At 58.4% G+C, this 11,352-nt stretch carries 12 protein-coding genes and 1 tRNA gene; 10 read left to right on the top strand and 3 right to left on the bottom strand.

What is annotated here, in order from left to right; all coding sequences use genetic code 11:
- Nucleotides 1–74: 74 nt before the first annotated feature.
- The gene (locus tag H9X81_RS09655) at nt 75–578 is read right to left on the bottom strand and encodes a GNAT family N-acetyltransferase (RefSeq protein WP_204721549.1); all 504 of its coding nucleotides are present in this window, start codon (nt 576–578) and stop codon (nt 75–77) included.
- A gap of 218 nt (nt 579–796) precedes the next feature.
- Here H9X81_RS09655 and fba point away from each other — a divergent pair, with 218 nt between their 5' ends.
- From fba to H9X81_RS09700, 9 genes are all read left to right on the top strand, one after another.
- On the top strand, nt 797–1,732 hold the full coding sequence (fba, locus tag H9X81_RS09660) for a class II fructose-1,6-bisphosphate aldolase (protein ID WP_204721551.1): 936 nt from the start codon (nt 797–799) through the stop codon (nt 1,730–1,732).
- A gap of 297 nt (nt 1,733–2,029) precedes the next feature.
- Nucleotides 2,030–2,203: a hypothetical protein gene (locus tag H9X81_RS09665; protein ID WP_204721553.1), complete on the top strand. Its 174-nt coding sequence runs from the start codon at nt 2,030–2,032 to the stop codon at nt 2,201–2,203.
- Nucleotides 2,196–3,245 (top strand): 3D domain-containing protein, encoded by a 1,050-nt coding sequence (locus H9X81_RS09670; RefSeq protein WP_204721555.1) that lies wholly within the window; start codon nt 2,196–2,198, stop codon nt 3,243–3,245. The genes H9X81_RS09665 and H9X81_RS09670 overlap by 8 nt, the downstream gene beginning before the upstream one ends.
- A gap of 120 nt (nt 3,246–3,365) precedes the next feature.
- Nucleotides 3,366–3,452, top strand: a tRNA-Leu gene (locus H9X81_RS09675).
- A gap of 305 nt (nt 3,453–3,757) precedes the next feature.
- Entirely contained in the window at nt 3,758–4,918 is a 1,161-nt protein-coding gene (locus tag H9X81_RS09680; RefSeq protein ID WP_204721557.1) for a transglutaminase domain-containing protein, read from the top strand.
- A gap of 164 nt (nt 4,919–5,082) precedes the next feature.
- Nucleotides 5,083–5,526 carry an Hsp20/alpha crystallin family protein gene (locus tag H9X81_RS09685; RefSeq protein ID WP_204721559.1) on the top strand — a complete coding sequence of 148 codons (444 nt, stop codon included), beginning with the start codon at nt 5,083–5,085 and terminating at the stop codon, nt 5,524–5,526.
- A 535-nt stretch (nt 5,527–6,061) separates the two neighbouring features.
- Nucleotides 6,062–6,631 (top strand): chromate transporter, encoded by a 570-nt coding sequence (locus tag H9X81_RS09690; RefSeq protein ID WP_345941540.1) that lies wholly within the window; start codon nt 6,062–6,064, stop codon nt 6,629–6,631.
- Entirely contained in the window at nt 6,628–7,191 is a 564-nt protein-coding gene (locus H9X81_RS09695) for a chromate transporter (protein WP_204721563.1), read from the top strand. The genes H9X81_RS09690 and H9X81_RS09695 overlap by 4 nt, the downstream gene beginning before the upstream one ends.
- Nucleotides 7,192–7,339: 148 nt before the next feature.
- Complete coding sequence (locus H9X81_RS09700) at nt 7,340–8,284, top strand: ornithine cyclodeaminase family protein (RefSeq protein WP_204721565.1); 945 nt, start codon at nt 7,340–7,342, stop codon at nt 8,282–8,284.
- Between the two features lie 177 nt (nt 8,285–8,461).
- Here the strand turns inward: H9X81_RS09700 and H9X81_RS09705 are convergent, their stop codons facing one another.
- Together H9X81_RS09705 and H9X81_RS09710 are read right to left on the bottom strand one after the other, a co-directional pair.
- The gene (locus H9X81_RS09705) at nt 8,462–9,658 is read right to left on the bottom strand and encodes a M20 metallopeptidase family protein (protein ID WP_224762451.1); all 1,197 of its coding nucleotides are present in this window, start codon (nt 9,656–9,658) and stop codon (nt 8,462–8,464) included.
- 542 nt (nt 9,659–10,200) lie between these two features.
- Nucleotides 10,201–10,668, bottom strand: a complete 468-nt coding sequence (locus H9X81_RS09710) for a TspO/MBR family protein (protein ID WP_204721567.1) — start codon at nt 10,666–10,668, stop codon at nt 10,201–10,203.
- Between the two features lie 230 nt (nt 10,669–10,898).
- Between H9X81_RS09710 and H9X81_RS09715 the strand changes: the two genes are divergently transcribed.
- Nucleotides 10,899–11,348 carry a MarR family winged helix-turn-helix transcriptional regulator gene (locus H9X81_RS09715; protein ID WP_177503770.1) on the top strand — a complete coding sequence of 150 codons (450 nt, stop codon included), beginning with the start codon at nt 10,899–10,901 and terminating at the stop codon, nt 11,346–11,348.
- Nucleotides 11,349–11,352 lie beyond the last annotated feature (4 nt).

Below are 11,352 nucleotides of genomic sequence, written 5' to 3' on the forward strand. Positions count from 1 at the left end.
AAAAACAGGACAGCAGCCCCGGGGGACTGCTGTCCTGTTTTTTGTTGTGCGGTGCCGGTTCGCAGTCCGGGCGGTCAGATGCGCTTGTCGTAGGCGTACTTCTGGCTGCCCTTGAAGACGATGATTCCCCGGCGGGTGAAGCCATTCTTCTCGAGGATATGCTGCATCCGGCTGTTCTGCAGGCCGGTATTGAGCCGCAGATAGGTGATGCCCCGCTCCCGGCTGCGCTCCGCCGCCAGGTCAAAGAGCACCCGGGTCAGGCCCCTTCCCCGTCCCCGGGCATTGAGCGCCAGCCGCCGCAGTACGGCATAGGGCTCGTCACAGAGCCAGCTGCCGCCGGTAATGGCGTCATAGGCGGGTTCACCGTCAAAGTCCAGGCAGAGATAGCCCAGCACTTCATCGTCCTCCCGGAGCAGATAAGCCCGGTGGGTTTCAATATCCTCGGCAATGTCCGGCAGGGCGGGATAGGCCTCGGTCCACTGGACAAACCCCTGTTCCTGCTGGAACTGCCGTCCGTCAGCAATGATCTCCATGCAGAGGGCTTCGTCCCCGGGCATGGCTTTGGTCAGGGTAAACACACTGCGTCAGCTCCTTCTGATGCGGGCAGGTCTGCACCGCTTGATCTGTCTTTATCATAACACAGTCCGGCACAGGATTCAAAAATCTTCCCGGACAAATTCAGCTTGAAAACCCCGTCCCGGATTGGTAGAATAGAAGCAGGTGCCGGAGTGGAAAATTTCCCCGCTGCCGGCAGAGCCATACGATCCAAACACCCTTGAGAGGAGAGACTGTCGTTATGCCGCTTGTAACAACAACTGAAATGTTCAAGAAAGCGTATGAAGGCGGATATGCCATCGGCGCGTTCAATGTCAACAATATGGAGATCATCCAGGGTATTACCGAAGCAGCCGCTGAGGAGCGTGCCCCGCTGATCCTGCAGGTATCTGCCGGCGCCCGGAAGTATGCCAAGCATATCTATCTGACCAAGCTGGTGGAAGCAGCCATTGCCGACACCGATCTGCCCATTGCCCTGCATCTGGACCATGGTGCCGACTTTGACATCTGCAAGGCCTGTGTGGACGGCGGATTCAGCTCGGTAATGATCGACGGTTCCAAGTACAGCTTTGAGGAGAACATTGCCCTGACCCGCAAGGTAGTAGAATATGCCCATGCCCATGGCGTGGTAGTAGAAGGCGAGCTGGGTACTCTGGCCGGCATCGAGGACGATGTGCATGTCAAGGCAGACGATGCCCTGTTCACCCGTCCTGAGGAGGTCGAGGAGTTTGTAACCCGCACCGGCGTGGACTCGCTGGCCATTGCCATCGGTACCAGCCATGGCGCCTACAAGTTCAAGCCCGGCACCAAGCCCCAGCTGCGCTTTGATATTCTTGAGGAAGTGGGCCGCCGTCTGCCCGGATTCCCCATTGTACTGCACGGCGCTTCGTCGGTGCCCCAGGAGTTTGTAGCGGAGGTCAACAAGTACGGCGGCAATATGCCCGGTGCCATCGGCGTGCCCGAGGAGATGCTCCGGCAGGCTGCCCAGATGGCGGTGTGCAAGATCAACATCGACTCCGACCTGCGTCTGGCGATGACTGCCGCTGTGCGCAAGCACCTGGCAGAGCATCCGTCTGATTTCGACCCCCGTCAGTACCTCACCCCGGCCCGGACTGCCATCAAGGAGATGGTCCGTCACAAGATCGTGGATGTGCTGGGCTGCGCTGGCAAGGCATAACCCCCACAGGGTATCATACCGGAAAATCCTCCCTCTGTTCCGCCCGGGACAGGGGGATTTTTCTGCCCCTGGAGAGGTGGAAAATCCCTGTTCCCATGCGGAAAACCACCCTTTTCGACCCGGTTCGGCAAAGGGGAAAGGCTCTGGCGGCAGCTGGAAATAACAGGAAAATTTATGGCGAATTTCCATAAATATCTCAAAAAATGAACAAAGTGTTTACAGCAGATTTCACATAAATCAAAACGATTAAAGTTTTGGTGCAATTTGGCTGGAAAATGCGTATAATTTGTGCCGGAGATGGGCAAAATCACGGTAAACACCGCAAAAAATCCGAAAGGATTTCCAATTACTGGAACTCAAATCCGCCGGGAATTTCTTGACAATGAATGGTGGGATCTATATAATGTGGGAAGTTCTGAAATGCCGGCTGGATTTAGTTTTGGCAAACAAGAAGGAGATGTTTATGGATAACTTCAGGCAAAAAGCCTCTGAGGCCGCTGTGCTTCTGCGCAGCCGGTCCTTTCTGGTCACTATGCTGGCGGCGATCACCGGGTTTCTGACCCTGTGGATTACGCTGTCCGCTGATGCTGTCTATATTCGGGATAATGGTCAGCTGCAGCTGGTCTACACCACCCGGAATACGGCTGATGCCATTCTCTCGGAACGAGGGATTGTGACAATGGCCTATGACGATGTGGATTTTTCGGGTTTTGATCTGCGCGGAGCCATTCCGGAGATCGAAATCACCCGGGCATTTGATGTGACTCTGACAACCGATGAGGGCAGCATGGTGGTAAAGACCACCGGCGGTACCGTCGGGGAAGTACTCAACGCCAATGGCATTGAGTATGATGAAAATGATATGATCAGCTATCCGCCGGGTATGTATGTACAGCCTGGGGACGAGATTGTCTATCAGGAAGTGGTAGTAGAGCAGTCGGTGGAGCAGGAGCCCATCGAACATGAAACCGAATACCGTGGTTCCAGCCTGCTGCCCCGGGGCCGTACCCGTGTGATCCAGGCGGGATCGGACGGCGAACGGGAGCTGACCTATAACAAGACCATTGTGGACGGGGAAGTGACCCGTACCGAGCTGGAGAGCAATGTGGTAACCGAACAGCCGGTGACTGAGATCATTCTCCAGGGTACAGCGGACCCGGTATCGCCGCTGGACTTCGGCTATCAGCTGAGTGCGGACGGCACACCGGTCAACTATGCCTATAAGCTCACCGACCAGGTGGCAACGGGATATTCTGCCCGGAGCGGCGCCTGGGGTGCCAGCGGCATGACCCTTTCCTATGGCTATGTGGCAGTGGACCCCACTGAGATCCCCTATGGTTCCAAGCTGTATATCACATCGTCGGATGGCAGCTTTGTATACGGATATGCCATTGCGGCGGATACCGGTACCGGTCTGCTCAATGATGTGATTGATGTGGACCTGTTCTATGAAACCTATACCGAGAGCTGTCTGAACGGACGGCGCACGGTGGACATCTATGTCCTGGCCTGATCCAGGGAGCAGAAAACGGAGCGGAATTTTCCGCTCCGTTTTTTATTTTGCAAAAATGCAAAAAAAACAGTTGACAAACGCCCCGGGGACTGATATTATAATAAAGCAACTTAAATGTATGCGGATATGGCGGAATTGGCAGACGCGCTAGATTCAGGTTCTAGTGGTAGCAATACTGTGCAGGTTCAAGTCCTGTTATCCGCACCAAACAGAAAGGCATCCGATCCGGGTGCCTTTTTTGTTTTGCGCCGCTGGCCTTCTGCGGAGGCCGGGTAGAGCATATCCACAGCCTTTGGGCGTGAATTGCTCCCCGCAGGGGCGCATGGGACAGGGCTGATTTGTTCTGGGGCGTTTCCGGCAAAGATTGACCGCTGTTCCCGGGAAAGACTGTCCCCGTTTTTTCGCTTCAGAAGCCGCAAAATCCATGGAAAAATTTTCGCGGAACCCCGCACTGATAGGATAGAACCAGCCGGAACCGAGCCGGCAATCCAGAAGATAAAGGAGAGATAATCATGAAGAATCGGAAGATCTGGGCGTCGGTGCTGGCACTGTGCCTTGTGCTGGCGGGGTGCACTGCCGGGACAGGCGGGGAGCCCGCCGGCGAACAGGAGGGACAGTCCGCATCAGCGGCAGAGAGCCAGACCGGGAGTGAAGCGGAAGCCCCAGGCGAGCCGGAAACCCCGGCGCTCCCCAAGCTGCCCGAGGGGCCGGTGACAGCGGCAGACGCCGAGGAGCTGAGCGGGTATCTGGAGCTGGCGATGCAGCGGGCAGAACAGCCCCCGGCGGTGGAGGCGGCGTTCCTGGACAGCGAAGCCGACCCGGAGATGACCGTGCGGAATCTCTACTATGCGCTGCTGTCCGAGCACCCCGAGTGCAAGTATGCCTATGATCTGGCGATGGAGCGGACCGGGGACGGCGTGTATCAGATCACCTTTTCCTATATGCCCTACCGCACCGGCGACTATCCTGCGGACTTTGCCGGGGAGGAGGCAGGCAGCTTCGGGGAGCTCATCGCCCTGGCACAGGAGCATCTTGACCAGACTGAGATCCCGGTGCGCGTCACCGACCCCAGCCTGACGGTGGACGATCTGGGCCGGGCACTGCAGCAGGTGGGCGGCGGGTATCTGCTCTGTCAGCTCAGCCGGGACGGCACCGCCATCACTGTTACGCCCCAGAACGGCCTGACCCATCAGGCGGCGCTGGACCGTCTGGCAGAGATCGAGACACTGGCACAGCAGATTGTGGAGGAGTGCGTCACCGACTCCATGACCCTTCCGGAACAGGCGGAAGCCCTCTATACCCGGCTCACCGACCGGGTGGCCTATGATTTCCGCTACTATACCGATCCGGGTTCCATGCCCTATGAATCCACCACCGCCTATGGGGCGCTCAAGGACGACCTGGCGATCTGCGGCGGGTATGCCCAGGCATTGCAGGCGCTGTATGAGCAGGTGGGGATTCCCTGCCTGACTGTAAGCGGACAGTGGAACGGCGAGAACCATATGTGGAACCTGGTCTGGCTGGACGGGGAATGGCGGTACTGTGACGCCACCAGTGACCGGGGACGGTCGGAATTCGGGTTCGGCTGCTACCGGGTGACCGCAGAGAACCTCTGGGGACACACCTGGGATCAGGATTGGGTTGCCCGGCTCACCAGCGGCCTGGAAGTGTGACTAAAAATGGCATGATTTGTGGTTTTTATGTGAATATTAGCACTCTGCTATTGACAGTGCTAATGCACAGAGCTATAATAAAAGCGTACCAAAGAGGAGGGCCGGAAAGAGAAGAAGGCCCGCCGGTTGGCAAACAGTGATTCAATCGAATGGAGGAATGATGTATGCTGCCTGTACTTTTTGGTGAAAACCTGTTTGATGATTTCTTTGACGATTCCTTTGAGCGGGAGCTGCGCGCAATGAACCGCAATCCGCTGTATGGCAAGCATGGCCGCAATCTGATGAAGACCGATGTCCGGGAAAACGGCGACAACTATGAACTTGCCATTGACCTGCCCGGCTTTGACAAGGACGAGATCCAGGTGGACCTCAAGGACGGCACCCTGACTGTGAGCGCGTCCAAGGGTCTGGATAAGGACGAGCAGGACAAGGACGGACGGTATATCCGTCGGGAACGGTACTATGGTTCGTCCAGCCGGAGCTTCTATGTAGGCGACCTGCGCCCCGAGGAGATCAAGTGCAAGTATGAGTCGGGTGTTCTGAGCATCACTGTGCCCAAGAAGGCCCAGCAGGAGCTGCCCGCATCCACCCGCATCGCCATTGAATAAATCCCCAAACCAATCAAAGCCATGGAGCATGAAAGCCCCATGGCTTTTTTGTTGGGTGGGGGAGACTTCGCCGGGGCGCCCCGGGCATGACTTGCGGGCGGGGCACAGGCTGGCATTCTCCGCACAGCCCGGCAAGAGGACGGAGCGAGGGCTCTTCCCAGCCCAGGAAGGTCCAGCAGGAGCTGCCCGCATCCACCCGCATCGCCACCCCATAAATCCCCAAACCAATCAAAGCCATGGAGCATGAAAGCCCCATGGCTTTTTTGTTGGGTGGGGGAGACTTCACCGGGGCGCCCCGGCATAGTCCGCAGGCGGGCGCAGGCCCGGGATTTCCCGCACAGCCTGGAAAGGGGCCGGGGTGGGGCTTCCCGGGTTGTTCCGGCACAGACCCGGGCGGCATACAGCTGGGGCGGATTCCCATTGGGGGATCATTTGGTATTTCCGATCGATCCGATAAAAAATCCGTATTTTACAAATCAGTGTCCCAGCCGCTATAATGGAAGGCAGACAGTTCATGGAAAGGAAGCGGATCACATTGGCAGAACGAAAGGGTGTCCTGACAAAACTCTTTTTCTCCACCCTCTATCTGAGCGCCTTCACCTTTGGCGGGGGATATGTGATTGTCACCCTGCTCAAGCGCAAATTTGTGGATGAGTACCACTGGATCGAGGAGGACGAAATGCTCGATCTGGTCGCCATCGCCCAGTCGGCTCCCGGCGCCATTGCCGTCAACGGTGCCATTGTGGTGGGCTATAAGCTCGCCGGACTCCTGGGCGTTGTCACTGCCATCACTGCCACCATCATTCCGCCCTTTGTCATTATCTCGCTGATCTCCGCCTGTTATGCCGCCTTCCGGGATAACCTCATCATCAGCCTGATGCTCGAAGGCATGCAGGCCGGTGTGGGTGCTGTCATCGCCTCGGTGGTGTATGAGATGGCCTATGTCTTTTACCATGGCAGGGATACCGCCTCGATGATCCTGATGGCTGCCGCCTTTGTAGCCGGATGCGTGTTTGGCGTCAATGTGGTGATCGTTGTCCTGGCTGCCGGGGCCATCGGCGTTGTCCGTACCCTCGCCGCCCGCCGGAAGGAGGCTGTAAAATGATCTATCTCCAGCTTTTCCTGAGCTTCCTGCAGATCGGGCTTTTCAGCTTCGGCGGCGGATATGCTGCCATGCCCCTGATCCAGGATCAGGTGGTGACCCGGTATGGCTGGCTCTCCATGGCAGAGTTCACCGACCTTATCACCATCTCCCAGATGACCCCCGGCCCCATTGCCGTCAACTCCGCTACCTTCGTGGGCATCCGCATCGCCGGTATCCCCGGGGCACTGGTGGCTACCTTCGGCTGTATTCTGCCCTCCTGTATCCTGGTCACTGCCATTGCCCGGCTCTACCTCAAGTACCGCAATATGTCGGTGCTCCAGGGAGTGCTCGGTTCGCTGCGCCCGGCGGTGGTCGCCATGATCGCCTCGGCGGGCATCTCCATTCTCCAGACCGCCTTCTGGGGCGGCGCCGCTGTGACCTTCTCGGGTATCAGCTGGCTGATGGTCGCCCTCTTTGTGGTGGCCTTCCTGCTGCTCCAGACCCATCGCATCGGCCCCATCCAGGTGATGCTCCTGGCAGGCCTGGCCCGGATGGGAGCGTCGCTCCTGCTGGGAATTTAGAAAAAATCTGCCCTCTGTCCGCCCGGACAGGGGCTTTTTTATTTCCCGGGGATACAATGGCGGGCAGAACTGTGATAGAATAGCAGTAGAAAATATCCCATACAGCGCCGCCTTCCGGGCGGCAGACGAGGAGAGGAAGTGCAAAGCGATGAAGATCATTGAACGGGAGGAGATCCTCCGGCGGCTGACCCCGGCCTGGTGCATCGGCCTGATGCGGGACTGTCTGTCCCAGCTGGAGGAGGGCAGGGCAGTGCAGTACCTGCGCACCGTCACCCCGCTGCCCTCGGGGGACATCATGGGCTATATGCCGGCGGCGGTGTCCGGGGCATTCGGAGCCAAGGTCATCACCGTGTTCCACCACAACAGCGAAAAGGGTCTGCCCTCCCATCAGGGGAGCGTGCTGCTCTTTGACGGCGAAACCGGTACCCTCCAGGCCATGCTGGACGGCGGCGCCATCACCGAGATCCGCACCGGTGCAGCCAGTGCCGTTGCCACCGATCTGCTGGCCCGTCCCGACGCCGAAGTGCTGGCGCTGATCGGAAGCGGCGCCCAGGCCCGGAGCCATCTGCTGGCTATCCGGGAGATTCGCAAGCTCCGGGAGGTGCGGGTGTGGAGCCCCAGCCTGGAGAGCGATACCCGTTTTGCCCGGGAGATGGGCGAGCTGACCGGCCTGCCGGTGCGCATCTGCGCGTCGGCAAAGGAGGCCGCGGAGGGGGCGGACATTCTCTGCACCCTGACCCCGTCCAAGACCCCGGTGCTGGAACGGGAATGGCTGAAGCCCGGCGCCCATGTGAACGCCGTGGGAGCCTGTTCGGCGGACGCCCGGGAACTGACCGGCGAGCTGGTGCGGGACAGCGTCTTTTACTGCGACAGCGTCGAGTCGGTGATGGCAGAGAGCGGCGACTTCCTGATTCCGCTGCGGGAGGGGTTCTTTGGAGAGGAGCATCTCCGGGGCACCCTGGGCGAACTGCTGCTGGGCAGGAAGCCCGGACGCACCTCCCCCGAGGAGATCACCGTCTATGAATCGCTGGGGCTGGCAGTGGAGGACATCGCCTGTGCCGAAGCACTCTGCCGTCCCGCCGCGAAACTGTAACCGGCAGGATAGAAAAACAGAAAAAATACCGCCCTGGCAGCACCGGGGCGGTATTTTTATGATAAGCGAAAGGTATGGCAGGAAGGGGCCGGGCGGTGTGATGTCCGGCGCTTTCCTATTTATATAGGGGAGGGCTGTCCCCGGCGCTGTGTGCCGGATACAGAGCGGGCCCGGGGATCAGTCCCGGTGCTCGTCCAGGTAGCGGGCGGCGCAGTAGGCATAGAGGGCAGCGCCCCGGTACAGCACCGACTCGTCCACGATCATCTTCGGGTTGTGGGCGCCGCAGGTATGGCCTTCGGCAATGCTGCCCACGCCCAGATGGAACATGGCAGCGGGGATCTGCTCCGCCACGGCGGTGAAGTCCTCGGTGCCGCTGAGCCCGGTGAGCTCGATGACATCGCCGGCGCCGAACAGCTCGGCACAGTAGCCGCTCACCGCCTCGCAGACTGCCGGGTCATTGTAGAGGGAGGGCATGCCGTAGACAAATTCCACCTCGGCCTTGCCCCGGAAGGTGGCGGCAGTGCCCTCGCAGATCTCCTTGACCCGCTCCTTGAGGAAGGCACGCATCTCCCGGTCAGCAGCCCGCACCGAGATCTCCACGGCACAGCTGCCCGACAGGGTATTGCAGCTGGAGCCGCCGTGAATGGTGCCCACCAGCACCATGGTGCGGTCGTCCATGGCGACCTCCCGGGCCAGGATCTCCTGGAGGGCGATCACCGCATGGGCGGCAATGTTGATGGCGTCCACGCCCTTCTGGGGAGTGCTGCCGTGGGCGTCCTTGCCGGTGAAGGTCACCCTGATGGCATCGCCCGAGAAGTTGGCGACACCCGGCTTATAGGAGATCTTGCCCGCTGCGGTGTCCTCGCCGCCGCCCACCGAGATGTGCAGGCCGATGCCCGCATCCACTCTGGGGTTCTCCAGCAGGCCGTGCTCGATCATATCCTTGGCGCCGGCGAGCAGTTCCTCGGCGGGCTGGAACATGAGCTTGACACAGCCGGGCAGTTCCCCGGCGTGTTCCGAGAGCAGCCGGGCGGCGGCAAGCAGCATGGCGGTGTGGGTATCATGCCCGCAGGAGTGGCAGTGACCATTCTGTGCCGCAAAGGGCAGTCCCGATTCCTCGGTCATGGGCAGGGCGTCCATATCGCCCCGGAGCAGGAAGCACTTGCCCTTTTTGGGGTCGCCGATGACGCAGGTGATGCCGGCCTTTCCGCAGCGGACAGGGGTGAGGCCGTATTCCCGGAGTTTTTTCTCCACAAAGGCAGTGGTCTGGGGCAGGTCAAAGCCGGTTTCGGCATAGCTGTGGAGGGTGCGGCGGTTTTCGATGAGTTCCTCCCGGAGTTCTTCGGCACGGTTCAGGATCATAGTGGCGTTCATAATCAGATCTTCCTTTCCAATATGTAGAATTTCCAGTGATTTATACAGAATTCCGGTGGATTCGCCATCGGCGATAGAACTGTTTTGCGGGAATCATGGAAAAATCCCTCCTCTGCGGCAATAAAAAACGGCTTTTGTCCCTATAAACGGGACAAAAGCCGTAGCTTCTGCGGTACCACCCATCTTGACGCCTGAAATTGAAAGCGTCCGCCTCAGACACGCCCAACAGCGTGTGCGCCCGGATAACGGCAGGCCAGACCGTCTGATTTTACTGGGCCGGAGAAAATTCCTCCGGCGGTTCGCTCAGCCCTCGCGGGTCCATTCGTCCAGGGGCCTGCGGCTGCACTCGCACCAACGGCAGCTCTCTGTGCGCGGTTTCCCCGGATTACTTCTCCCGGTCAAAGGTTTCTGTGGCTGTTTGATTTGCCTTCATTATAGAAAAGCGCCGGGGCTTTGTCAAGCCTGTTTTGAGGGCTTTTTCGGGGAAACCGGCAAAATATTTATACAAATCAGAATATTGTATAGAAATATTACAGATTTTCTCAGCGGTTGAGCAGATAAATCCCCAGATTGAGATACCCGGCTACCCCCAGCCAGAGCAGGTAGGGCACCAGGGCCAGGGCAGCTTTCCAGTCGATGGCGGCAGAGCGCCGGATCAGGTCGGCCACCAGCAGGAACAGCACAATGAGCACCAGCAGGGCAGCCAGCCACCAGCCGCCCAGGAAGAAGAGAAGCGGCCAGAGGAAGTTGAGCGCCAGGGTGAGCACATATTCGCCCAGGGCTTCCCAGCGGGCGGGGGAGGAGGGCTTCCAGATGCGCCAGCTGGCATACCCCATGAGCAGGTAGAGAATGGTCCACACCACCGGGAATACCCAGCCGGGCGGGGCAAAGGGCGGTTTTTTGAGCAGCTTATAGCCGGACATGGCGCTGCGTGTGAAATATCCTGCCAGTCCGCCCACTGCCAGCGGCAAGAACAGGGCAGGCAGCAGGGAGGAGAGCTTGTGTTTCAACGGAAGATCACCTGCTTTCAGGGAGTATGGGATATGGATAGTGTACGCCGGGAAATGGCGGATTATGCAAATGGAACAAAACAAAAATATACTTAGGCTTCCTAATTATAAAGAGGGCTAAAAATGCGAATAATTTGTGAACTTGCACATTCTTTGATTGACATAATTATTTAATTGCGCTATGATAGTTTGGTAGCAAACAATGTGACACAGAAAGGAGTTTGTCCGGATTGAGCCATAAGGAAACGATCCTGTATTCCCTGAAGATGATCGACAATCTGGTGCGGAAGCTGATGGACCGGCATATTACTGCGGATAAGCAGGGACTGACGATTATGCATACCTGGATTGTGGGTTTTCTCTACAATAATCCTGACCGGGCGGTATACCAGCGGGATATTGAACGGGAATTCCGGGTCAATCGGGCGACGGTATCAGGCATGATCTCCCTGATGGAACAGAAGGGACTGATCCGCCGGCTGAGTGTATCCCATGATGCACGGCTCAAAAAGCTGGAGCTTACCCAGTTGGGTCGGGAACTGCATGAAAAACAGGTCCGCCGGTTTGAAGCGCTGGAAGGAACCATGGAAGATGCCCTGACTCCGGAAGAACTCAGGCAGCTGTTTGTCATCACAGACAAACTGCGGCATACTCTGGAAACACTGGTTCAGAATGATTAAAGGA

Source organism: Hydrogenoanaerobacterium saccharovorans (assembly GCF_016901815.1).
Lineage (GTDB): Bacteria > Bacillota > Clostridia > Oscillospirales > Ruminococcaceae > Avimicrobium > Avimicrobium caecorum.

What these genes read in the sequence shown, in the direction of transcription:
- H9X81_RS09665 (WP_204721553.1), top strand. Translation starts at nt 2,030, where the DNA reads ATGGGCAAAATCACGGTAAACACCGCAAAAAATCCGAAAGGATTTCCA.
- H9X81_RS09685 (WP_204721559.1), top strand. Translation starts at nt 5,083, where the DNA reads ATGCTGCCTGTACTTTTTGGTGAAAACCTGTTTGATGATTTCTTTGAC.
- fba (WP_204721551.1), top strand. Translation starts at nt 797, where the DNA reads ATGCCGCTTGTAACAACAACTGAAATGTTCAAGAAAGCGTATGAAGGC.
- H9X81_RS09680 (WP_204721557.1), top strand. Translation starts at nt 3,758, where the DNA reads ATGAAGAATCGGAAGATCTGGGCGTCGGTGCTGGCACTGTGCCTTGTG.
- H9X81_RS09705 (WP_224762451.1), bottom strand. Translation starts at nt 9,658, where the DNA reads ATGAACGCCACTATGATCCTGAACCGTGCCGAAGAACTCCGGGAGGAA.
- H9X81_RS09700 (WP_204721565.1), top strand. Translation starts at nt 7,340, where the DNA reads ATGAAGATCATTGAACGGGAGGAGATCCTCCGGCGGCTGACCCCGGCC.
- H9X81_RS09670 (WP_204721555.1), top strand. Translation starts at nt 2,196, where the DNA reads ATGGATAACTTCAGGCAAAAAGCCTCTGAGGCCGCTGTGCTTCTGCGC.
- H9X81_RS09695 (WP_204721563.1), top strand. Translation starts at nt 6,628, where the DNA reads ATGATCTATCTCCAGCTTTTCCTGAGCTTCCTGCAGATCGGGCTTTTC.